Origin of the sequence: Streptomyces sp. MCA2 (genome assembly GCF_023544705.1) — a bacterium.
Classification (GTDB): domain Bacteria; phylum Actinomycetota; class Actinomycetes; order Streptomycetales; family Streptomycetaceae; genus Streptomyces; species Streptomyces decoyicus.
The window spans coordinates 19,813-43,634 of sequence record NZ_JAMJFM010000002.1 but is presented as its reverse complement, the minus strand read 5'-3'; the positions used below and the strand labels follow the sequence as shown (position 1 = coordinate 43,634).

Sequence of the window (23,822 nt, the reverse complement as noted above, 5' to 3'; positions counted from 1 at the left end):
CGTCGGTCTGCCACGGCCGCCACCTCCCCGCCGCCCGCGGTGCAGGCAACCCCCTTTCCGACAGCGGAGGTTCGGCCCGCCCGCCCGTCGTCGACCGCCTTCTTGCGCAACATGGCTCTCCCTTGTGCCGCGGCTTCTTCCGCTGTGACGTCAGTCCTTGTGCCTTCCGGCCGCCCCCTGGGTGGAGGGAAGGGGGCACGACCTGGATGCTGGCAGCCGGCGGGGAGGGCCGGCCATCGTTGAGGCCCTGCCCTGAACGATGGCGCGCTGCCACCAGGGAGAGTAGTGATCCGGATCCATTTCACGACCGCCGACTTCGCCCAGGTCCGCTTCGCGCCCCGGCCGGCTCCCTTGCAGGAGCTGAACGTGGCGCTCATGAAAATGTGCCGGCCGGACGACGAGTTGCTCTTCGGCCGCTGGAGACGACGCCTGCTCCGGTCCCTGCCTCCCGCCGTCCTGCCACTGAGGGACGTGGTCCCTGCGGAGGCGGCCCCCGCCTTCCTCGACGTGTTCAGCGACACGCTGAAGGAGGGAGCGGACACCGTCCGGGCCACACGCCCGGACCTGGTGCGCTCCGAGATGGAGCGCGTGTACGCCCGGCAGGCGTCCCCGGCTCCGCTGTGGATCCGTGGCCTGCACCGCGGTGACGCCGAGGCCTGGCAACTCCTCGTCCGGGCGCAGCGGGCCGCCTTCGATACGGCACTGCGGCCCGTGTGGCCTCTGGTGCAGGACCTCCACCAGAGGGAGTTCCTCCGCCATGCGCTGGCCGTGGCGGAGCACGGCATCGGCGCCGCACTTGCCGCACTCGTTCCCGGCTCCCGGGTGCACGAGAGCGGCTGGGAGCTCGACGCACCGTACGAGCAGGACATCGAGCTGCGCGGTCGTGGCGTGCTGCTTCTGCCCACCTTCCACTGGACCGGCCGGCCCCTCATCTCCCACCTGCCCGGCCGTCCGCTGACCGTGACCCACCCGGCCGGTCCGGGGGTGCCGCTCCCGTCGGCCGAGTCGGATGACACGGACGACGCGCTCGCCGGGGTGCTCGGGCGCACACGGGTCGAGATCTTGCACCTGCTCGCGGACGAGCACACCACCAGCGCGCTCGCCCGGCGGCTGGCCGTCAGCAATGCCACCGTGTCCGCCCACACCGCCGCGCTGCGCGGCGCGGGCCTGATCACCACGGTCCGCGCCGGGCGCGCGGTCCTGCACCGCCGCACTGCCCTGGGGAGCCTGCTGGTGCGGCGCCGGGGCGGAACGTGCGGTACGCACGGCTGACCGGATGTCGCCAGGTCATGGGCGTAGCCGGCCGTGCCCGGCGGTGGTGGCGACGTCCTCCGGACCCCGCGCTTCGATCACACACAGTGACCCATCGTTGCCGTCGCCGACCGCCCCTCGCCGGCTCGGCGTCCGCAACCGTGCGGAGGTAACCTGAATCCACTGCTCCCGCAGCCCCGTCCCGGGGAGGTCGGATGACCGCCGCTGTGAGCCTCCGCCCCAGTAGGGCGGACGCACTTCGCTACACCCCCATCGCCGAGCACGGCCTGATCGGGGACATGCGTACGGCCGCGCTCGTCGGGACCAACGGCACCATCGACTGGTACTGCTGCACGCGGTTCGACGCACCCAGTGTCTTCGCGGCGATCCTGGACGCCGACCGTGGCGGAGCCTTCGAGCTGGCCCCGGACGTACCCGCGCGGACGAAGCAGTTCTACTTCCCCGACACCAACATCCTGATCACGCGGTTCTTCGCGGACCACGGTGTCGGCGAGGTCCAGGACTTCATGCCGATCGTCGACGACTCACGTGAGGCGGACCGCCACCGGCTGATCCGGCGGGTGCTCTGCGTGCGCGGGGCGCTGCCGTTCACCGTCCGTGTGGCACCGCGCTTCGACTACGGGCGCAGTACGCACACGGTGAGTACGCGGCAGGGGCAGACCGTGTTCGACTCCCCGGATCTCTCTCTTGCGCTGACCTCCAGCGTTCCGGTCGAGATCGACGGCCCGGACGCCACTTCCTCGTTCACACTGGCCGAGGGGGAGACCGCGGTGTTCGCGCTCGACCGGATCGGCGACGGGGTGGAGCCGCGGGCCTGTCCGGTGACGGAGGCGGAAGAACTGTTCGGTGCCACGGTGCGGTACTGGCGCAGATGGCTGTCGAAATCCCGCTACCGAGGGCGCTGGCGGGAGATGGTGCACCGCTCCGCGCTCACCCTCAAGCTCCTCACCTACGCCCCGACCGGGGCCATCGTGGCCGCGCCCACGACCAGCCTGCCCGAACAGGTCGGCGGCGAGCGCAACTGGGACTACCGCTATGCGTGGGTGAGAGACGCCGCGTTCTGCATCTATGCGCTGCTCCGGCTGGGGTTCACCGACGAGGCCAAGGCCTTTGTGCATTTCCTGTCCGAGAACGTCGGCCTCAACGACGGTTCCGGCGGACCGCTTCAGATCATGTACGGCATCGACGGCCGCAGCGAACTCCCCGAGGAAGAACTCCTCCACTTGGAGGGCCACTTGGGCTCGACGCCCGTGCGGATCGGCAACGACGCCGTCAACCAGCTCCAACTGGACATCTACGGGGCCCTCATCGACTCCCTCTATCTCTACGACAAATGGGGAGAGCCGCTGTCCAGTGAGCACTGGGAAACGGTAGGCACCCTGGTCAACTGGGTCTGTGACAACTGGGACCAGCCGGACGAAGGGATCTGGGAGACCCGTGGCAAGACCCAGCGCTTCCTGTACGCGCAGCTGATGTGCTGGGTCGCGATCGAGCGCGCGATGCGGATCGCCACCCACCGGGGCCTGCCGGCGGATATGCCCCGCTGGGCGCATGCCCGTGACGCGATCTACCACCGGATCATGGAGCGCAGCTGGTCCGCCGAGCGGAAGGCCTTCGTCCAGCACGAGGGCGACAACGTCCTCGACGCGGCCGTCCTGATGATGCCGCTGGCCAAGTTCATCTCTCCCACCGACCCGAAATGGCTCTCCACCCTGGACGCGTTGGGCGAGGAGCTGGTCTCCGACTCCCTGGTCTACCGCTATGACCCGCGCCGCAGCCCGGACGGACTGCGAGGCGAGGAGGGCACCTTCTCGATCTGCTCGTTCTGGTACGTCGAGGCGTTGTCCCGCGCCGGCCGGGTGGACGAGGCCCGGCTCGCCTTCGAGAAGATGCTGACCTACGCCAACCACCTCGGGCTGTACGCCGAAGAAATCGGCCGTACCGGCGAACAGATCGGCAACTTCCCCCAGGCCTTCACCCATCTGGGCCTCATCAGCGCCGCGTTCAACCTCGACCGGGCACTGGGCTGACGAACTCCTTCGCCCTGCTCTCCATTGACATCTACTGAACGCGGCGAGGGCTCCGCGAGACTTGCGCGCCTTACACAGAAACACCGTAACTAGGCTAAATAGCTTGGCTCTTGAGGGTTGGTCAGGTCCAAGTTCGCGGATTCCCGACAGAAGTCTTGACGTGCCGTTCACATGTGATGAACATGCATCGGGCAAGAGAGCGCTCCCATGCACTTCACTCGTTCACTTCCTGAACAAGGAGAGCTGCGATGCCCACACCCCCCACAGGTGCCACGTCCCCTCGTACGCCGAAGCCCTCGCGCCGCAGGGTCCTGGCCGCGATGGCGGCCGCGCTTCCCGCCGCAGGCCTCCCGGTGCTGGCCTCCCGGGCCTCCGCGGCGCCCGCCGCGGCCGCCGCACTTCCGGGCGGGGGCGATCTCGGCCCGAACGTCCTGGTCTTCGACCCCGCCACGCCCAACATCCAGGGAAAACTCGACGAGATCTTCAAGCAGCAGGAGTCGGCCCAGTTCGGCAACGGAAGGTACGCGCTCCTCTTCAAGCCGGGCACATACAACGGCCTGAACGCCCAGCTCGGCTTCTACACCGCGATCGCCGGCCTCGGTCTGTCGCCCGACGACACGACCTTCAACGGTGATGTGACCGTCGACGCCGGGTGGCTCAACGGCAATGCGACACAGAACTTCTGGCGGTCGGCGGAGAACCTCGCGCTCCGTCCCGTCAACGGCACCAACCGGTGGGCCGTGGCCCAGGCGGCACCGTTCCGGCGGATGCACGTCAAGGGCGGGCTGAACCTGTCGCCCGACGGCTATGGCTGGGCGAGCGGCGGCTATATCGCCGACAGCCGTATCGACGGCACGGTGGGCCCGTACTCGCAGCAGCAGTGGTATACCCGTGACAGTTCGGTGGGCGGCTGGAACAACGCCGTGTGGAACATGGTGTTCTCAGGAGTCGAGGGAGCCCCCGCGCAGAGCTTCCCCAACCCGCCCTACACCACCCTCGACACCACTCCGGTCTCCCGTGAAAAGCCCTTCCTCTATCTCGACGGGGCCGACTACAAGGTCTTCCTGCCCGAGAAGCGGACCAACGCCCGCGGCACCACCTGGGGAAACGGCACACCACGGGGCGAGTCCCTTCCGCTCGGCCAGTTCTATGTGGCCAAGCCCGGCGTCGACGCGGCGACCCTCAACGCCGCGCTGGCCCAGGGCCTCAACTTGCTTCTCACGCCCGGGATTTACCACGTCGACCGGGCGATCGAGGTGCAGCGCGCGAACACGGTGGTCCTGGGGCTGGGGTACGCGACGATTGTTCCGGACAAGGGGGCGACGGCCTTGAAGGTGGCCGACGTCGACGGTGTTCGGCTCGCCGGGTTCCTGATCGATGCCGGTCCGGTCAATTCCGCCACCCTGCTGGAGGTGGGCCCCGAAGGCTCCTCCGCGAGCCACACCGCCAACCCGACCACGGTCCAGGACGTCTTCCTGCGGATCGGCGGGGCGGGCCCCGGCAAGGCGACCACCAGCATGGTGATCAACAGCAACCACACCATCGTCGATCACACCTGGGTCTGGCGCGCCGACCATGGGGACGGAGTGGGCTGGGAGACCAACCGGGCCGACTACGGGGTCCGTGTCAACGGTGACGACGTCCTGGCCACCGGGCTCTTCGTCGAGCACTTCAACAAGTACGACGTGGAGTGGCGCGGCGAGCGCGGGCGCACCGTCTTCTTCCAGAACGAGAAGGCGTACGACGCTCCCGATCAGGCCGCGGTGCAGAACGGCAGCATCAAGGGGTACGCCGCGTACAAGATCGCTGACGACGTGACCACGCACGAGGGGTGGGGCCTGGGCAGCTACTGCTTCTACAACGTGGATCCCACCATCCGCCAGGACCACGGCTTCGAGGCGCCGGACAAGCCGGGTGTGAAGTTCCACGATCTGCTCGTGGTCTCCCTGGGCGGCAAGGGCCAGTACGAGCACGTGATCAACGGCATCGGCGCTCCGACTACGGGTACCTCGACGGTGCCGTCGACGGTGGTGTCTTATCCGTGAGGTGTGGGGGGTGAGGTGGGAGGCGTGAGGCGTGGGGCCTGAGCCCTGAGCCCCTGGGGCTGTCTCCGTCTCCGCCTTCGTCCGGCACCGGCCGGTGGTGCCGGGTCAGGGGGCCGTTGCGGGCGGGCCGGCTGTCCGGCCTACGGTAGGGCGCGCATCTGTTGAGCCTGGAGAGCCATGACCATCGAAGAATCCGCCTTCCGAGGGCGGATGCCTGCCCGGCCCGGTGACCTGACGGTCGAGCGGCACGGCATCGAGCCAGTGCCCGAAAGCAACCGCTATGGAAGGTCTGCTCGACTTTTCACCGTATGGTTCGCCCCCAACCTCACCATGACCGGAGTGTTCTCCGGCACCGTGGGCGTCACCCTGGGGCTGGACTTCTGGACGGCCCTCACGGCCATGGTGCTCGGCACGATCGTCGGCGCGGTACCTGCCGCGTACCTCGGTACCTGGGGCAGCCAGACCGGGACCGGGCAGCTGCCGCTGTCGCGGCTGGCCTTCGGCCGTGGAGTGGCACTGCCCGGCATCATGCAGTGGCTCTCCTCCGTCGCCTGGGACGCGCTCATCGGCCTCTTCGGCGGTGAGGCACTGGCCCAGCTGCTCGGCTGGCCGTTCTGGCTGGGCGCGCTGGTGGTCCTGCTCCTCCAGGGAGCCGTCGGCGTCTTTGGCTATGAAGCGCTCCATCAGCTCCAGACGGTGATGACCTTCGTGCTGGGCGCCGCTTTCCTGGTCCTGAGCGTCAAGCTGCTGTCCGGCGTGCCGCTTCCCCTGTCGGGCTCCGCGCACGGTGCCGACCGTTTCGGCGCCTTTGTCCTGACCAGCACCATCGCACTCAGTCTGGCCATCTCCTGGGCCCCCTACGCCTCGGACTTCAGCCGCTACCTGCCCCGTACGACATCCCGGCCCCGGATGTTCTGGTACTCCGTGCTCGGCATGGTGCTCTCCTTCGCCTGGGTGCAGGCGCTGGGGCTGTGGGGGGCCGAGCTCTTCACCGACCAGACGGCCGCCGGGGTGCACGGGCTGCTGGGTGGCGGGGTGCTCGGCGCCTTCGGCCTGCTGGCCATCGCGGCCGCCGCGGTGTGCAGCAACGCCATGAACGATTACAGCGGCTCCCTGGCGCTCCAGACGGCCGGCATACGGGTTCCCCGGCCGCTCGCTGCGGCGGCAGCGGCCGTACTCGGCTTCCTGTTGGTGCTCTGGATGCATGCCGCGGACACCACGACGCGCTTCCAGAACCTGTTGTTGTTCGTGGGCTACTGGATCCCCGGTTTCGTCGGCATCGTCCTCGTCGACGCGAGGCTGCGCGCCAAGGCCCGCCGCGGTGCGCCGATCGACGTCGAGGCCGAGTTCGCCCGTCCTCAGCCGTGGTGGCCCGCGTGTGCCGCCTTCGTCGTCGCGTTCGCGGCGGCCATGCCCTTCATGGACACGACCCTGTTCGTCGGCCCCGTCGCGGCGGCGCTCCATGGCGCAGATTTTGCGTACTACGTCGCGTTCATTGTCTCTGTTGCCGTATATGCACCTTTGCGGCGTTTTGCTGGTGCTCGTGCGGCCCGTGCGGCCCGTGCGGCCCGGACGTCCGAGCCGGCCGTGACTGCGCCGGGCGCCTGAACCCTTCGCGTACGACCGCTGGGCCGAGGGATCTGGATCGAGGGATGTAGTCCCTGGCCGCGACACGTCATGCCGCAGGAGGGTTTGCCGGGCCGTTCGTGTCGGGTGCGCCGGGGCGCGGCTTCATCGTCGACGCCACGGGCACACGTAGCTCTCGAAGAGCTTGCGGGGTACGGCGGGCCGGTGCCCGACCGGTGCGTCCGGTCGCGGTGACGAGCCGCCACCGGGCCCGGTTCGATGCGCACGGACGATTCCGGCGGACGCACCCGGACGTCCCTCCCGCTGATCGTGAAGGGAGAGCTGATGGCTACGACCTGCGGCACGACGACGCCGGTTCGGGGCTCCGCATGGCGGGCCTGGGGGAGAGCGCTGCTCGGCGGTGCGGTGATGGCGTGTGCGTTGGGGGCGGGCAATGCGCTGGGGGAGGCGCTCGCGCGGCTGCTCGGCGCCGAGGGATACCTGCGGCAGCTGCTGCCTGCCGCACTGGTGAGTGCGCTGGCCGTCCCGGCCGTACTGGGCTTACGGGCCATGCGGTCAACGAGCCGCCGCCCCATGGGTCTGGGGCCCCGTTCCTCGGCGCCCCTCGGGTTCCTTCGTGGCCTGGGCGTCACCGCCTCGTGTGCCGCCGTCGCGCTCGGAGCGGGTACGGCCCTCGGGTGGGTCCACTGGTCCGCCCTTGACCCGGCAGTCCTCACCTCGTTCCTGGTGGGCAATGCCTTGGTGGCCGTGCTGCTGGAGGCGCTGCCGGAGGAGGCGACACTGCGTGGTTACGCCTGGGCCTCGTTGCGCGACCGGCTCGGCGGGGTGATCTCGGCCCTGGGGACGACGGCGGTCTTCCTGCTGGTGCCGGCGGCATCCACCGTGGCGCAGGCCGGGGTGTCCCGTCTCGTGGGCGTGGCGGCTCCGCCGATGGGTGTTACTCCCGCGGGTCAGGATCCGATTGCCTATCTCGTGCTGCTCTCCGTCTTCGGCCTCACGCTGCTGGCCGCGCGGACGGCGCCGGGGTCCGCGCCCCTGTGGGTGGCGATCGGCACCCATGTGGCTTTCCTCAGCGTCAACCGCGTCGTGTTCGAGGGCGTGCAGCGTGGCGCAGGCTGGTCGGCGAAGGTTGCCCCGGCCCACGCCGCGGTTCTCGAACTGGGATATCTGGCGGCCACCGCGATGGTCTTCGTCGGTGCGCGGGTCGTGTCGTCCCGTGTGCGGGCGCGGGCGCAGCGACGTGGGCCGGGGCGTCCGTCCGCGGCGACGACGCACAGCGCGGGCGCGTGGACAGGGGTCGGCTCGCGACTTGTCCCGGCCGGACGGGAGTGGCCGTCCGCTGTCGGCCGGGAGGGGCCGTCACATAGCCGAGGGGCGCGCATCATTCGACGTGGTGAGGTGGGACAGCTGTAGGTTTGTTTGCCCCTATTTGACTGATTAGGGATGGATCTGGTCGGTCATGTGGTGTCGAGCCCGGCGCGGGAAAGTGGCGCCGGGCCGCGTCACGTCAGGCCGCCGGATACGCGTCCCTTCCTGCCGCGCACCGACTGGAAAGGGCCAGCCCCTACCCATCGGCCCGTGAAGGAAACCGGGGAAATGCCCGATTGCTCGCGGCGGATTCGGGCACCCGACTGTCCGGAGGAGGATGACGGTGGTTCCGCTTTTGCCGCTGCCGCTCTCGCGCTGAGCACTTCGGCGCCGGAGGGCGCGGGCAGGCCTGAGGGCGTGGCGGCGGCCGTACTCGCCGTCCAGCTGCCGGGTCGGCGTGAGGTGTTCCACAGCACTCCGCTTGGCCATGTCCGTTCGGGACAGGCGCGGGGCCGGCCTTTCCACCGTTGCGGCGAAGAAACCATTTCGTCCCACCTCGGAGATTGGGGATTGGTGGCCCGGGAAGAGGGCACGCTCTCCGGCCTGAAGGCAAGACGACGCGATATGAGGTGAGCTTTATCATGAGCACCGCCGAGGCTCCGCACACCAATACGGCGTCGCCGGTGCTGGAGCTTCAACTCGATTGCCATTCCGAAGCAGTCGGGCCCGCACGGCACCTTGCATCCGGCTATCTGGAGCAGTTGGAGCCCTCCGTGGAAAGGGACACCAGGGAGGCGGTGATCCTTGTCGTCTCCGAACTGGTTACCAATGCGGTACGGCACGCGGGCGGAAAGACCTGCACCTTGCGGCTGCGGGCCGGCCCGGAGTCGGTGGTGGTCACCGTAGGCGATTCCAGCCCTGTTCTTCCCCGCCCCCGCACCCCCGACGTCACCGGAGAGGGCGGAGGTTTTGGATGGTCGATGGTCTGCCGGATCGCGACCGCCGTGGAGATCAGGCGAGAACAGGCCGGTAAAACCGTGACCGCGATCGTCCCCCTCCAGGGGCGCGGCACACCGTGACCGGCCAGGCCGTGGCCGATGAGCCACGACCTGAGCACACAGCCGTCCGCCACGGCGGACACCCGGGCCGGCCAACCGGTCTGATGACGACGCGGTGGATGTCGACCCGACGCCGGCCACCCAATTGAAACCAGGCCCGGCCGCCTGAATTCCCTGACGGTGGAATCTAATTCGCCGCGCAGGCAGAAGACGAACGACCGTACGTCCGCCCACACTCCTGGCCGCGCCCCTCGTCACCAGGGAAACTTCCCTCCTCATGGCAGGACTTCCGTAAGACGAGCGCGCGCTCTTTCCTCAACGTGACGAACTCACCACTCACCCTTACTGCCAGGCCAGGTCGACGAACTCACCCTTACTGCCAGGTGATGTCAGGGGACGTCAGAAAAGAGGTGGCGTCCGGCCGAAACCACCGGATCCGGTGGTCGTTTTCCCGGGGATCAGGAAGTGGCGTCCGGCCAGGGAACCTGGGTCGCGGTCGGGGCCGTGTAGTCGGTTCCCGGTACCGCAAAACCGTAGAGGCGCTGGACCTCGGCGTGGAACCAGTCGAGATCGGCGAGGCGGGTAATGGTCTCGGTGGTGGCCGAGTCCCACCTTTCGGTGACAGCGGCCTGGACCGCGCTGTTGAGTTCCCAGCCGTCGAGACGGACCCGGCCGTCCTCATCCGTGTCGAGCGGCCGGACGCCGGTCAGCTGGTCCCACAGGTCGGACAGCTGCGCAATCGGCGGCACCAGAGCCTCGCCGAGAACGCCGCGCAGCAGACCGACGTAGAGGGCGATGCCGGGGATGGCGGTGGAGGACTGCGTGACCGCGGCCCCGTTGACGGAGGTCACCGCTCGGCCGCCGACCAGCTTGCCCAGGCGCTCGTCGAGCGTGCGGGCGGTCGCTTCGAGATGGGCCTTGGCGGCGCCGATGGTGCCCTGCCGGTAGATCCCGTCCGTCAGCGGGGAACCGATGTACGACAGAGCGGCGGTGGAGAATCCGTCGGCGAGCAGGCCGCGGTCGGCGAGATGATCGATCCACCGCTCCCAGTCCGCGCCACCCATCACCGCGATCGTCTGCTCGACGTCATCGCCCTCGGCCGGCTGCGTCTCCACCTCCTTGACCTCGGGAGTCCCGTCCCCGTCGAAGACGAGGGTCTTGGTGCAGTAGGCCTCGCCGATGGGCTTGAGGGCCGAGGCGTAGGTGATACCGGTTTCCGGGTCGGTGCGTCGCGGTGAGGCAACCGAGTAGATCAGGTGGTCCAGGCGGCCGAAGCGCTGGCGGAGGAGGTCCGTGACCTGGTCCTTCATCTCGTCGGAGAAGGCGTCGCCGTTGAGGAACACCATGTCGTGGCCGTGCCGCCGGGCGAGTTCAGCGGTGGCGGCGGTGCGGTACCAGCCGGCCGTGGCCGTGCGCCGCTCGGTAGGGGCCTTCTCGAAGCAGACGCCGATGCCGCGGATCCCCGCCCGGGCGAGTCCGGCGATCGTCGCGGCCAGCCCGTAGCCGGCTGACGAGCCGATGACGAGGGCCACCGGAGCGCTGTCCGGGACGCGGGCGGGCGCGGGGGCGGCCTCCCACATCTCCTGCACCAGGCGCTCGCAGCCGGCCGGGTGGGAGTCGAGGAAGAGGAATCCCCGGCTTCGCGGGGTGATGACACGTTCGCTCATGACGCACGTCCTTCAGGTCGTCGCGGAGGAGGCGGGCCGCCACCGGAGCACGCACCGCCCCTGCAAGTCTGCGTCCCTATACCTCCCCATGATCGTCTTGGCGGCCACAGTATTGGAGTGACGCATTTGGAGGTTTTCCCTCAGTTCGAGCGGAGACGGGTCTGCCGCCGCGCCGGCCTGGGGCTGCACCGGTCCGGGGACGGCCGCATGCACTTCCGGGCGCGGCGAGCGCGAGCCACGACCAAGTCTCCGCACCACCGGGGCGGGGGCGGGCCCGGCGGTGACATGAGCAGGGTCTCGATGACCTAGTTGACCCGCCGTCACATCAGTGTCCGGCCGCGGAGCCCGCCTCCGGACGGGACGTCCCGGCTCCGTACACTCACTGCATGCTTCCCGGACGTACCCCTTCCCCTGATGCCGCCATGTTCCCCTTCGGCAAGCAGCGGATGCGCCGAACCATGCCCGGTGCCCTCGCCGCTCTCGCCTTCGGTCTGTCGATGCCGGTCTCCTGTGTGGTCTACGGATACGGCGTCGGAACCTGGGTGTTCGCGGTGCTCTGGTTCCTGGTGTTCGGAGGCGTCGGGGTGTTCATGGGCTGGGTCGGGTGGTCGGACCGCGACGCGTACCTGGCGTTCGACGCGACCGGCGTGTGGTGGTGGCACAACAAGACGGCGCACGCGGTCATCCCGTGGGACTCGCTCGACAGCGTGGGTCTCTTCCTGTGTCACCAAGGGCCGGACAACTCGGGGCACCGGCTGGCGAGTCTCGAACTGTGCCCGACCGGCGGGGTGCAGGAGCACGACCCTTCACTGGCCCCGTTCGTCATCGAGGAGCAGTCCGGGGTGCCCGGCGTGTCCGACCGCCGCTACCGCATCGGCATCCCCGTGTTCGCCACCCGCCACTACGGCCAAGCGCTGCTCGAGGCCGCCCGCTCCCGCGCCGCCCACCGTTGGTTCGGCGAACACGAGCGCACCGCGGGCTACCTGCGTCCCCAGGACCTCATCAGCTAGAACCGGCCCCGCACTTCGGGGGCGGGCGGGCGAGCCATCCGCCAGCCGCCGTTCGTCGTGGATGCCTCGCACACTCCCCGCCAACGACCCTGTCGCCTCATAAGCCTGCTCGGATGCCTGCTCGAAGCCGCCCAAACCACCGAGGGGCGTATCGATTTCCCTCGATGGCGGCGACAGCTTGAGTACTGGTGGCCGGCGGACTCCTGCCCCCTGTCTCATGACGGGGGCTCTCCTGCGTCCGTCGCAGAGCCAGAGCCGGATCGCTGCGTGGTGACGTGACCGAGGGGTAAGGCGACGAGCACGCCGACTACGCAGGCGAGGTGAACTCACGAGTTCGACGAAGCCGACGGCGACGGCGACGGCGACGAATCACGATGCTGGAGACGGAGTCAGAGGCTTGTGCGGCATATTTCGGATTTCGCGTGAGTGGCGCTATCTGGCCAATAAAGGAACATTTGGTATGGATATGCCCATAGCGCCCCGTGATCCTCTCCAGAGGGTTGGCCGGACCTGGTCGTCGCTGATGACCGCAGGTGAGGAGTGGTATGGCAATCGAGGAAGTGGCCCCGGTGGAAGGCGCTGTGCGGCTGAGGGAGATGCTGCGCGGCACGGCGACCGCGAGCGAGAGCCGGTTCATGAGGGGGCTGCGGCAGGGGCGGGAACAGGGCGTGCTGGTCGGAGCCGCGCTGCACGCCGCCGAACGCTCCAGGCTGGGGAAACCCCTCACTGAACTGGAGCGGGTGCTGCTCAAGGCGTTGAGCGATCTGATGCCGCAGGCGGATGTGCACGCGTGCGGGCAGGAGTACCGGTCGGCTGTCGCGGACCTGGGGTCGCTGGACATCGTGCCCGCCTCCGTCACGTCCCGATCGCTGTCGACGGGGTACACGGTCACCGAATTCAAGGAGCGCCTGCCGGTCATCGGGCGGGAGGCGGTCACGCTGGCCAACGCGGCGCTCGTGGATCCCGCCGTGCTCGCTACCGGGGAGGCGATCGACACCGCGGAGTTCAAGCAGGGGATCCGCGACTTCGGTTATGGGGCGACCGTGTTCAACCGTCCCCCGCAGCCCCCTGAGGAGCGGGGCAGGCCCGTGCCCGGCTACCGGGCCAAGGTGGAGTTCGACAGCTTCTACGTCCGCCGGGCGGTAGGTGACCAGTGGGGCGGCAAGGACGAGATCTACTGGACCGTCGCAGCCGCCTCCGACAAGCACAAGGCCCCCACCTACAAGTCCAGTGAATTCGGGGCGATCAAAAAGAGCGACACCCGCCCGTTCACCGGTGCGGACAGAGTGGTCTTCGACGGGCAGGCCGGCACGCACCTGGGCCTGCATGTCGCCGCCTGGGAGGCCGACCAGAGCAGCTCCGAGTGGTACGACAAGCTCTTCGAAGTCCTGCAAGAAGTGGTCGACGGACTGCACGTCACCGACCTCCTCAACAACTTCAACCCCACGTTCGCAGGTGATCTTCTGGGCTACGCCCTGGAGATCACGAAGCTGTTCATCTTCCTCAAGGAGTACCTGCGCAACAAGGACGACCTGTCCTGCGAGCGGATGCTCTTCTTCGACCGCCACACCCTGGTCACCCTGTTCAACCGCGGCCAGGACACCTGGGAGTTCAACGGCGAAGGCCACCACTCCCTGCGCATCCGCTACACCGGCCAACGGCCGGTCTTCCCCGCCGGGGCCCTGGAGTACGTCACTGTCACCGGCTCCGGCATCTTCACCAGGACGAGCGCACCCGTCGCGCTCGGCTGGACCAGCTCCGCACCCCCGGCACTGGCCTCCTACGACGGCAAACTCCACGCCGCGTACATCCGCCCCGGCGACCGAGCCGTCATGTGGAGCGTGCTGGACAACGGCGCCTGGTCCGAACCCGTGCAGGTCCGCTACTTCGGCAGCGACTACGCCCCGGCCCTGGCCGTGTTCAAGACCAAGCTGTACATGGCGCACACCGGGATGGACGGAGCGGTGTATGTGTGCAGCTACGCGGGCAGCGGAGCGTGGAGCGCGGAAACGAAGCTGCGCGACCTGCACACCGAACGTGCGCCGTCCCTGACCGTCGACGGCCCGAATGTCCCCGTCGTCGGCGAGCGTCTGGTGGTCGTCCACCGGTCCGGCAGCGGGGCCGCTCACACCATGTACTCCCGCTACGGTGACGACTGGTCGACCCTGGGCAACCCGGGCGGCCGTTGGTCCACGGCGGACGGACCGTTCTCGATCGCCGGATACAACGACAAGATCTGGTACGCCTGCCGCACAGCCAACAGCCACAACCACGCCGGCTGGTACATCCCCGAGGGTCACTATTCCGGTGAACTCGCCCCGCCCTCGAACTGGCTCACCCCGGACTCGCCGACGATCACCGTCCACGGCGGCAAACTGTGGCTGGCCGCCCGCGGAACCGACAGCAACCTGTGGCTCCTGCACACCACCGGCGACACCTGGCAGAGCGCTCCCACTGTCCCTGCCGGCGCCATGGAAGGCGAACCGGCCCTCGCCTCCCACAACGGCAAGCTCCACGTGATGTACCGCCGCTGACATCTGCCCCTCGGTTCCCCCAGAGAGTCGGCGAATCCGGTGCGGAGCCCAGCCCCTCCCCGGGGCAGGTGCACCGCTTCCAAGAGCGGATGGAGGCGGGGTCGGGTCGGACTGGCCAGGTGCATTGGCCCGGAAGGTTGTTCACGCGGTTGATGGGTACTGGCTTGCGGCGCGGTGCAGCTGCGGGGGCCAGGTGATCGAACTTCGATGAAGTAGGGATTGTCATGCTGCTGGAGAACAAGACCGCCATCGTCTACGGCGGCGCTGGAGCGATTGGCTCCGCGGTCGCCCGCGTCTTTGCCGGTGAAGGCGCCACGGTCCACTTGGTCGGGCGCACCCACGCACCTCTGGAGGAGCTGGCCGGCACCATCGCCGGATCCGGGGGTCGCGTCGAGGTCGCCACGCTCGACGCGACCGACCGCGCCGCGGTCGAGCAGCACGCCGATGCCGTCGCCCGGCACTCCGCGGGGATCGATATCGCCTTCAACGCCACTTCCAACGACGACCTGCACGGCACCCCACTGGTCGACATGGCCGACGAAGACGTGCTGCGCCCCGTCACCAAGGCAGTCACCACCCACTTGACTCTGGCCACCGCCGTCGCCCGCCATATGATCCCCCGCCACACGGGGGTGATCCTGGCCATGGGTGGCGGCCGGGAAGCCATCCCTGGCCTCGGCGGCTCCCACATTGCCTGGTCCGCCCTCTCCGGTCTGTGCCGCCAGCTCGCCGGCGAACTCGGCCCGCATGGCATCCGGGCAGCCTGGCTGCTCTCTCCCGGCTCGCCCGATCCATCCAGCCCGCCCGAGGATGACCCTGAGGCGACCGTGACTCTCCTCCACCGCCGGCCCCGTCTCGAAGACGTCGCCCACGCCGCAGCCTTCCTCGCCTCCGACCGCGCGCCGACCATGACCGCCACAGAGTTCAATGTCACCGGCGGCGCCGTCATCGACTGAACACACTCGCCGAGCCGTCCCCGTCTCACATCGGGAGGACAGGCAGCTTTACGCGGCCGACTCCGGTCCGTGGCGCAGCAGCCGCCCGCCGAGCAGCACCGCGCAGGCCCCGACGGTCAGCAGTCCGCCGACGAGGAAGGTGCCCCGCACGTCGGCGAGCGGCAGGACCAGCCCTCCGAGCGCGGCGCCCGCCGCGATACCGGCGTTGTAGGCGCCGGAGTTCGCCGCGAGTGCGATATCCGTGCGGCCCGGTGCGCAACGCAGCATCTCGTTCTGGGTGGTCATGAACACCGGCCCGAGTGCACCGCCCATCAGCACCAGGAACGCCACCGCCGCCACTTGATCGGTGCCGGTCGCGTACAGGCCGAGCATGCCCACCGCCTGTGTGGCCACGGCAGTGGTCAGCGCGGCGCGCGGAGAGCGGTCCAGCAGTGCCCCGGTGACGGTCACCCCGGCCAGACACGCCACACCGAAGGCCACGAACAGGGCGCTGACCGTGCCCGGGGAGAACCCGCTCACGTCGCCCAGGAACTTCACGATGTAGGTGTATCCCGCGAACGCCCCGGTAGCGGACAGGGTTCCGGCCGCCAGCACGGTCCCGAACCGGCGGGCGTCGGGACCTGTTCCGTAGGCGGCGTGCTCTTCGTCCGGGCGCGAGGTCGGCAGCACAACGGCGATCGTCACCAGGGAGACGAGTCCCAGAGCCGCCGGCAGGGCGACTGGCACCTGCCAGTCGCTGCGCCGGCCCAGCCAGGTTGCGGCGGGAACACCGAGCACGAGGGCGAGCGAGCCGGCGACGGACAGTGCGCCGACCACACGCCCACGGACCTCGGGCGCGAACAGGCCCGCCGCGACCGGCCCCAGAACGGCCCAGAACAGCGCCTGGGCGAGCGCGGTCAGCAGTCGCGCCGCGAGCAGTAGCCCGTAGGAGGTCGCCGACGCCGCCACCAGACTGGACACGACCAGCGCAGCCAGTAGCCCCGTGAGCACATGCCGTCGGGGCACTGCCCGCATGACGTGGGCGAGCGGCAGAGACGCGACGGCCACCGTCACGCCATAGCCGGTGACCAGAAGGCCGACCGCCGACACCGACACCCGCAGGCTTTCGGAGATGAGGTCCAGGAGGCCGACCGGCAGGTTCTCCGCGGTGTTGAAGGTGAAGGCGCCCAGCATCAGGGCTACGAGTACCGCGGACCTGTGCCAGGTAGTCAGTTGCGTCGTGACCCTACGGTCTCGCCCGGACTTCGCCGGTTGCGCCTGCTCCGTGGCACCGTCCATGGGGGTACCTCACCGGGCTCACCGGTACCGCCGCAACCGAATTCGTCTGCCGTGGCGGGGGAGGGGGCGCCTCAAAGGATCACGTATGGCCTTCGAGGTCGCAGTCGCCCCATTGAGTCTGGCAGCCCGGCCGGTCCGACCGGCAGGCCATTCCGGGGCAGCAGATGTGTGCCAACTCCCCACCATCGCCAATGATCTCAACGATTCCGGAACGGACGAAGGCAGTGAAGTGACCCGTTGCGCAAGGGCTCCTTCCTGCGGAGAAGGGGATTTGCCTCGTGCGAAGCGGAGCGTGATGAAACCGATAGCAAGCAATGTGTGAGGAGGATGTGAGAGTCGGTGTGATGCGTGGCACACTCCCCTCACCGGTCGCGAGCGATGAGGGGGGCGGCGGGGTGCAGCGGATTCCTGTGCGGTTCGGGGCGGAGTTACGTCGGCGAAGGATTGAAGCGGGGTTGTCGCTGGGGGAACTGGCGACTCTGATTTGCTTTTCCAAAGGGCACTTGAGCAAGATCGAGCGCAGTGTGAAGGCGCCCAGCCACGATCTTGCCCAGTTATGCGACAGCGCCCTCAATGCCGGAGGGCAACTCAGCAGCCTGATTTCCGCACCTGAGCGCAGCGCCGTCGTGTTGCCCGTCGCGGAAGCGGATGTCGGCACGCCCTGGACATTACGTATGCAGGCCGGCGGCCGGAGCGACTTCGTGGCATTCGACCAGGCGTCGCTCGGCGCCGGGGCCCTGCCCTCCACCCTCGTGAGTTGGTCGCTGGCGCCCCCGCTCCTCGAAAGCGGGGAGACGAATTCGGCCTTGCCGTACTTCCGCACCATCTTCGACGAGTTCCGCCGGATGGGGCAGCTCTTCGGGCCGTCCGTGGTCGCCCAGCTCTGCATCGCGGCCACCAGCGCCCTGCGGGGCATGGCCCATCAGGCGCAGCCGGGTCACCGTGAAGTCGTGCTCCGGCTCGCCTCCCGGTTCGCCGAGTACACCGGGTGGATGGCGCAGGAGGCGGGCAGCGACGCGGCGTCGCTGTGGTGGACCGAGCAGGCGGTCCAGCTGGCCGCGGACGGCGGCGACGACGAGCTGGCCGCGTACGCCCTGGTCCGACGGGCGGAACTGGCCCTGTACACCGGCGATTCGGTGGCCACCATCCAACTGGCCCGGCGGGCCGGACAGCAGGCCCGCAGCGCACGCATCCGCGGACTCGCCGCGCAGCGCGAGGCGCAGGGGCACGCACTGGTGGGTGACCGCGACGCCTGCCGCCGCGCTCTCGACCGCGGTGCGGAACTGACCTCCGGCGCGGCGCCCCCGGGCGGCGTGGACCCGGTCCTCGGCAGTATCCATCTGCCGGATCTGACGGCCTTCGTCGCCGGCTGGTGCATGCACGACCTCGGTTCCCCGGCCGAGGCGGTCACCCTGCTCGGGGACGGTCTGGACGCCATTCCGCCGGAATCCCGTCGGGCCAGGGCCCGATATGGCGCCCGGCTCGCGCTTGCACTGGCGAACGTCGGTGAAATCGAACAGGCCTGTGCGATCGCCGAATTGGTCGCCGGTCATGTTGCCCTCATCGACTCGGCGACCATCCGTGCCGATCTTCTGCGCCTGAGCCGCGCGCTCAATCGTTGGCCAAAGAATCCCACCGTCCGACGGACCCTTCCACATATCGCGCTGGGTCTGCACGCCAACCGGACCGGGCCGGAAACTCCTGCCTGACTGCTGACCCACCGGCCCGCCGCACGCGGAAGGCTGCCCGAAGAACCCGTACTCCCGACGTATCCGTGGTGTTCCGTTGCCCGCCCAAAAGGCCGAGGGCAACGCGTTGACCACGCCTGAAACCCCTGTGAATCTCGGCTTCATCCCCCTATGCCCCGCGACAGCCCGAGTGGCCCGTGCAGCACACGGCTGCCGCAATCCACCGCTGTCATCCTGAGGAAAGGCAGAACAATCATGGCCGGAGTATTCATCAACTACCGGACCGGTGACGGCGCCGTAGCGGCTGTCCTGCTCGACGAGGAATTGAAGGACGTATTCGGGCCGGAGAACGTCTTCCGGGACCGCCGCACCACTCCGCCGGGCGTGCACTTTCCGCCCGAGTTGTGGCGCCACCTCGAAAACTGCGGGGTCCTCCTGGTGCTCATCGGCCCGAACTGGCTCTCCGTGCGGGACGAGGCCGGCCGGCGCCGGATCGACGTACCGGGCGACTACGTCCACGACGAGATCCGCGCGGCCCTCCAGTGGCGCAAGACCGTCCTCCCCGTGCTGATCGATTCGGCCGTGCTGCCGTCCAAGGACCAACTCCCCGCCGATATCGCAGAACTGACGGAGCGACAGTTCATGCAGCTGCGGGTGCCGTACGCACATCTCGACCTCCCCGACATCACGGACGCGCTGCGCGGCCATGTACCGGTGAGCAGGGCGGACCGGCAGCCGGCCCCGGCGGACGGGACCGCGCAGCCGGGCGGGAACTCCACCTATGACCGGTGCGCCGTCAACAACGGAAGCGGCAACCCCAGCTACTACGAGGGCCGCGACACACAGAGCGGAGGCAGGCCGTGAGCGAGACCGAACAGGCCGTCGCGGAGGGAGAGGCGCCGGAGGGGCCGGTCGAGGACCTCTCCCCGGCGGCGGACTCCGCTCCGGCCGCGGACGACCCCGCACCGAGCGCTCCCGAGCCGGTGGAGCCCGCCGCGGCCCCACCGTCCGACGGCACCGAAGCAAACCCCGCGGGCGCCGCGGCCGACCACCCAGCAGCCAAGATCGGCGACCCCCGCCCGTCGGCCCAGGAGACCGGCCGCCAAGCACCCCGCCGGGAAACCGGCGACGGCGGCGACTTCACCCGCTACCAGCAGGCCCGGCAGCAGAACGCCCTGAACAAGCTCAAGCGCAGTGCCGTCGCCAACGGCAGCGGCTCCGCCTTCTACGCCGAGCAGCTGACCATCGGCGCCGACACCGGCATCGAGATCCAGGTGCTGAGCGTCTCCGCGCTGACCGTCGCCCAGCACCTCGACGCCCACCAGGACGTCGACCAGCAGGCACAGATGGCGTCCCGGCTCGCGACGCAGCACGTCCTGGTGCTCGCCGGGCAGCCGGGAAGCGGTCGCCAGTCCACCGCCCTGAAACTGCTCGCCGGCTGCTGCCCCGACGACAGCATCAAGATCCTGCACAGCGAGGCCCAGGGCATCCTCCAGGCGCTGTGCCGGCGCGCCGACGAACTGCTCACCCCGGGCGGCTTCGTGGTGGACCTGGACGACCAGCCACTGAAACTGTCGACGCTCGAAACGCTCGGCCATCTCGCCCGCAAACAGCGCGCGTTCCTCGTCGTCATCGGCGAACCGGGCCCGGTGGACCCCGACCGGCTGCGCCCCCACGCCTTCGAGCACCGGCGCCCGGCCCTCGGCGACGTCCTGGCCGTGCACCTGCGCAGGCTGCTCGCCGGGCACCCCGGCGCCTGCACACAGCCGGACTGCACCGCCGAGCACACCACGGCGTTCATCACCCGGATGCTGGAGTCACAGCAGGTGCAGCGCACCCTCGACGGAGCCCCGTCCGTGCGCAGCGTCGTGGAGTTCGCCGATGTCCTGGCGCAGCGCGTCCATGCCGAGGACACCAGCCTCAATGAGGTCATCGGGCAATGGCGTGACCGGTTGCGGCGGCTGGCGAAGCAACTGCTGCACGTCCCCGCGGAGACCTCGCAGGGCCCGGTCCTGGATCCACACCGCCAGGCGTTCCGTATCGCCTATGCGTTCTTCCACGGCCATCCGCTCTCCGACGTCTTCGAAGCGGGCGAGGTCCTCAGCGCGACCGTCCTGCCGCGCTACGAGACCCGTGAACCGGCACCCACCAACCACGTCTTCGAACGGGAACTGGACCAGCTGATCCCGCCGGAGATGCGCGCCAGTGCCGACGCCACGTCCGGTGGCCGCGCCGACGACAACCCCCGGCGCGCCAGGCTGGTGGACGAGGAGCTGATGCACGCGGTCATCGAGGTCGTCTGGCACGACTACGACAGTCTGCGCGACCCGCTGCGGGAGTGGCTGACGGCGCTGGTCGCCGGCCCGCTGGAGCGGATACGGGTCCGTGCCGCGCAGATCGCCGGAATCCTGCTCAGCCATGACTTCGACAGCGTCTACCGGGACCTGATCCGGCACTGGGCCGGGGAGTCCGCGGCCTACCGGCAGTCCGCCGCGCTGGCCCTGGAGATGGCGGCCCACGACCCGCGGCTGGTGCACCGGGTACGGGGCCAGATCAGAAGCTGGCTGAGCAGCCCCCGGTGGCAGCTCCAGGACAGCGCGGCCCGGGCCTACGGAACCCTGGTCGGCGCACAGGACGTCCCGGACACCCTCTGGGCACTGCGCGAACTGGGCAGCCGGCCGGAGCTGGCCTTCAGCAGCTCGGTGGCCTTCTCGATGTCCTGGCTCTATCTCGCCGGCGCCCCGGGACCGACAGCTGACGCCCTGGACCACTGGATCACCTCGGACAACGACCATCTGTCCCAGCACGCCATCCGCACCCTGCTGATCCTCAGCCGCTACGGCGCCGGCCCGGACCGCCGGGACCGCCCCGTCCTGGCCGACACCGCCATGACCGACCCGGACCGTGCCGAGGCCCTGGTGCGCCTCTGGCGCCACGCCCTGATGGGGAAGGACAGCTCGACCCGCGCCTGGGACCTGCTGCGGCGCTGGCTGCTCGCAGGCGATGCGGACAAGGAACTCGCCGCCTTCCTGGAGGTACTCGTACCGCGGATCTGCGCCCGGCCGCTGTCCCTGCGCGCCGGGTTCTACCTCGGCATGTGGGCCGGACGGCACCCGGACTCGGCCACCCTTCGCCGGCTCCGCCCCCAGCCGCCCCGAGGCGGCCGCGCCACCGACTCCGCGTCCTGACCGACGCCCCGTACGGATACGAAGAGGAGAGACCATGACAGAGCGCAAAGGACTGCGCGCCCGGCTCCGCAACTGGTGGCACCGGGTAACGGGCAAGAACGGCGCGGAGACCGTCGACGGCCCCGAGCCCGTCGACGAGGCGGACGGCACCGACACCCCGGTCGCCGGACAGGCGGCGCAGGCCGAGGCGGCGGTGGAGCTGCCACCGGGCGAGGAGGCGCTGTCGGTAGCGGCGCGCGGCGATGTGTTCGCCTTTGAACTCGTCCCGCACTTCCGCTGGAGCAGCCGGGAGATGCCGCTGGACACCCTGCGCGAGCGCGCGGCGCTCCACGAGGAGGCGGCCCGTGGCAAGCTGCTGCGCCGCGCCTGGGCCGTCGCCCGGACCTGCGATCCCCTCGATCCGGTGGCCGCGGAGAAGGCCGTCAACAAGGAGCTGCGCGGCGGGTGGTGCTACAACGACGACAAGGGCCTGATCCGCTGCCGGCCGTCGGTGCGGATGCGAATCGACCCGGCGCTGCGCGAACATGTGCTGCCCTTCCACCTCGCCGAACTGCGGCTGACGGAGGAGCACCGCCTCGGTGAGCTCAAGGCCGGACAGGTGCAGGCGCGCACCGAGCGCTGGCTGCACGTGATGAGCGAACTGGAGCTCCTCGGCACGCTGGGCCCGGCCGAGCGGCGGCTGCTGGTGCCGTTCGCCGCGGCACTCGCCGACGAGGACTTCTTCAAGGTCATGCAAGCCCTCAAGAACACCCGCCGCAACGGTGCCGAGGCGCTCGCCGGCGTCCTCACGGCCGCGACCAAGCACCACGAGCAGGTCGGACTGTTCGAGTACGCCAACGCCTACGACAAGGCACTGAGCGAATTCTGCCGCCAGATGGGACTCAGTCCCTTCTCGTGGGTGGACTCCACGGCCGACGTCGAGGAGCTGGCCCCGTGACCCCAACGGACACCGCAGCACTCCGGGCACCCGGACGCCGTAAGGCAGCGCCCACGCTCGCCGGAGCCCTCGTGACGGTGCTCACGGCCGGCCTCCTCAGCGCCTGCGGGGACGCGCCACGCCTGGACGCCTGCGCCTGGATGAAGGAGCCCGTGGACGCTGCGGGCCGCACCGTGGTCCTCGTCGACGACTCCGCCTCCGTACGAGGCAGGACCGCCGGACGCGACTACGCCCACAGCATCGGCCGGCTCCTCGCAGAGGTGGTCGACCGCAAGGACATGGTCTCGGTGGGCAGCTTCAGCGGCGACTCGGCACAGATCACCTGGATCGCCAAGGACCGCTCGACCGACTGGATCAAGGACAACGACAACGCGATCAATCAGAAGAAACGGAAGCAGCAAGCGGCCGACTGTCTGACCGACCTCGTCGGCAAGGCCGAAAGCGCCGCCCCCCGAAGCGGTGGCAGCAACGTCCTTGCGGCGCTCACGGCAGGCGTCTCCTCACTGGACGCCGCTTCCGGCAGCCGCAGTCTCCTCGTACTGACCGACGGGCTCTCCACCACCGGCTGCGCCGATCTGCGCGCGGCCGCCTTCCGGGACACGAGCGAGATCAACGCCATCGCCCGGGTCTGCGCCGCCCGCGACGAGACACCGTCCCTGACCGGAGTGGACCTCACGCTCGCCGGGCTGGGCCAGCCGGCCACCGACCAGCCCGCTCCCACGGCGGCCCAGCGCACCTGGCTGACCGCCCTGTGGCGCAAGCTGTGCGGCGCCGCGGGCCCGGCCGCTCGCGGCACCTCCTGCACCCTTGCCCCGACGGCCGTCGGCACCGCCGGACAGCGCGCGCCGGACAGGAAGCCGCCCCAGGACCCGGTGATCCGCTACGCCGACGACCGCCCCGAGACCTACCAACTCCCCGGCGCCGCACTCTTCGACACCAACTCGTCCACCGTCCGCCCCCAGGCCCTGCCGTTGCTCAACGATGTCGCGGTCAGGGCCCGCACCACCCCCGGCAGCAGGGTCGCCGTCCTCGGCTATGTCGATCCGCGCGGCCGCCCGGACAACAACCAACAGCTGTCGCAGGCACGGGCGAACGCGGTGAAGAAGGTCCTGACCGGACTCGGGGTGACGCGGGTGACGGCACACGGCCGGGGCCTGCCGACGGGGTGCTCGAAACCGGCCGATGCCGCAGGGAGCCGGATGACCGCAGAGGAAAAGCTCCAGTGCGACCGGCGCGTCGACATCGAAATCATCAGGAAATGAGG

General features: G+C 69.5%; 16 protein-coding genes. 14 read left to right on the top strand and 2 right to left on the bottom strand.

Going from position 1 to position 23,822, the window contains the following annotated elements; all coding sequences use genetic code 11:
* Window positions 1-285 precede the first annotated feature (285 nt).
* The 6 genes from M8I34_RS02055 to M8I34_RS02030 all read left to right on the top strand — a co-directional run bounded on the left by M8I34_RS02055 (window position 286) and on the right by M8I34_RS02030 (window position 9,321).
* Window positions 286-1,272: a winged helix-turn-helix domain-containing protein gene (locus tag M8I34_RS02055; RefSeq protein ID WP_250047576.1), complete on the top strand. Its 987-nt coding sequence runs from the start codon at window positions 286-288 to the stop codon at window positions 1,270-1,272.
* 194 nt (window positions 1,273-1,466) lie between these two features.
* Window positions 1,467-3,302: a glycoside hydrolase family 15 protein gene (locus M8I34_RS02050; RefSeq protein WP_250047575.1), complete on the top strand. Its 1,836-nt coding sequence runs from the start codon at window positions 1,467-1,469 to the stop codon at window positions 3,300-3,302.
* A gap of 248 nt (window positions 3,303-3,550) precedes the next feature.
* Complete coding sequence (locus M8I34_RS02045; RefSeq protein ID WP_250047574.1) at window positions 3,551-5,347, top strand: coagulation factor 5/8 type domain-containing protein; 1,797 nt, start codon at window positions 3,551-3,553, stop codon at window positions 5,345-5,347.
* A gap of 177 nt (window positions 5,348-5,524) precedes the next feature.
* Window positions 5,525-6,955: a cytosine permease gene (locus M8I34_RS02040; RefSeq protein ID WP_250047573.1), complete on the top strand. Its 1,431-nt coding sequence runs from the start codon at window positions 5,525-5,527 to the stop codon at window positions 6,953-6,955.
* 303 nt (window positions 6,956-7,258) lie between these two features.
* Window positions 7,259-8,347, top strand: a complete 1,089-nt coding sequence (locus tag M8I34_RS02035; protein ID WP_250047572.1) for a type II CAAX prenyl endopeptidase Rce1 family protein — start codon at window positions 7,259-7,261, stop codon at window positions 8,345-8,347.
* Window positions 8,348-8,883: 536 nt separating this feature from the next.
* Window positions 8,884-9,321, top strand: coding sequence for an ATP-binding protein (locus M8I34_RS02030; RefSeq protein WP_250047571.1), 438 nt, complete (start codon window positions 8,884-8,886; stop codon window positions 9,319-9,321).
* A gap of 437 nt (window positions 9,322-9,758) precedes the next feature.
* Here the strand turns inward: M8I34_RS02030 and fabV are convergent, their stop codons facing one another.
* Window positions 9,759-10,967, bottom strand: a complete 1,209-nt coding sequence (gene fabV, locus M8I34_RS02025; protein ID WP_250047570.1) for an enoyl-[acyl-carrier-protein] reductase FabV — start codon at window positions 10,965-10,967, stop codon at window positions 9,759-9,761.
* Between the two features lie 386 nt (window positions 10,968-11,353).
* On the opposite strand from fabV, the gene M8I34_RS02020 reads away from it, so the two are divergent.
* From M8I34_RS02020 to M8I34_RS02010, 3 genes are all read left to right on the top strand, one after another.
* Window positions 11,354-11,977 (top strand): hypothetical protein, encoded by a 624-nt coding sequence (locus M8I34_RS02020; protein ID WP_250047569.1) that lies wholly within the window; start codon window positions 11,354-11,356, stop codon window positions 11,975-11,977.
* A 545-nt stretch (window positions 11,978-12,522) separates the two neighbouring features.
* Window positions 12,523-14,511 (top strand): hypothetical protein, encoded by a 1,989-nt coding sequence (locus tag M8I34_RS02015; RefSeq protein ID WP_250047568.1) that lies wholly within the window; start codon window positions 12,523-12,525, stop codon window positions 14,509-14,511.
* A 224-nt stretch (window positions 14,512-14,735) separates the two neighbouring features.
* Complete coding sequence (locus M8I34_RS02010; protein ID WP_250047567.1) at window positions 14,736-15,467, top strand: SDR family NAD(P)-dependent oxidoreductase; 732 nt, start codon at window positions 14,736-14,738, stop codon at window positions 15,465-15,467.
* 48 nt (window positions 15,468-15,515) lie between these two features.
* Here the strand turns inward: M8I34_RS02010 and M8I34_RS02005 are convergent, their stop codons facing one another.
* The gene (locus tag M8I34_RS02005; RefSeq protein ID WP_250047767.1) at window positions 15,516-16,640 is read right to left on the bottom strand and encodes an MFS transporter; all 1,125 of its coding nucleotides are present in this window, start codon (window positions 16,638-16,640) and stop codon (window positions 15,516-15,518) included.
* Window positions 16,641-17,089: 449 nt separating this feature from the next.
* Here M8I34_RS02005 and M8I34_RS02000 point away from each other — a divergent pair, with 449 nt between their 5' ends.
* The 5 genes from M8I34_RS02000 (at window position 17,090) to M8I34_RS01980 (ending at window position 23,820) form a co-directional block, all read left to right on the top strand.
* Window positions 17,090-18,454, top strand: a complete 1,365-nt coding sequence (locus M8I34_RS02000; protein ID WP_250047566.1) for a helix-turn-helix domain-containing protein — start codon at window positions 17,090-17,092, stop codon at window positions 18,452-18,454.
* A 234-nt stretch (window positions 18,455-18,688) separates the two neighbouring features.
* On the top strand, window positions 18,689-19,297 hold the full coding sequence (locus M8I34_RS01995; protein ID WP_250047565.1) for a toll/interleukin-1 receptor domain-containing protein: 609 nt from the start codon (window positions 18,689-18,691) through the stop codon (window positions 19,295-19,297).
* Window positions 19,294-21,621, top strand: a complete 2,328-nt coding sequence (locus tag M8I34_RS01990; protein ID WP_250047564.1) for a hypothetical protein — start codon at window positions 19,294-19,296, stop codon at window positions 21,619-21,621. The genes M8I34_RS01995 and M8I34_RS01990 overlap by 4 nt, the downstream gene beginning before the upstream one ends.
* A 34-nt stretch (window positions 21,622-21,655) precedes the next feature.
* Entirely contained in the window at window positions 21,656-22,558 is a 903-nt protein-coding gene (locus M8I34_RS01985; protein WP_250047563.1) for a hypothetical protein, read from the top strand.
* On the top strand, window positions 22,555-23,820 hold the full coding sequence (locus tag M8I34_RS01980) for an OmpA family protein (RefSeq protein WP_250047562.1): 1,266 nt from the start codon (window positions 22,555-22,557) through the stop codon (window positions 23,818-23,820). Before M8I34_RS01985 ends, M8I34_RS01980 begins: the two co-directional genes overlap by 4 nt.
* The last annotated feature ends 2 nt before the right edge of the window (window positions 23,821-23,822 follow it).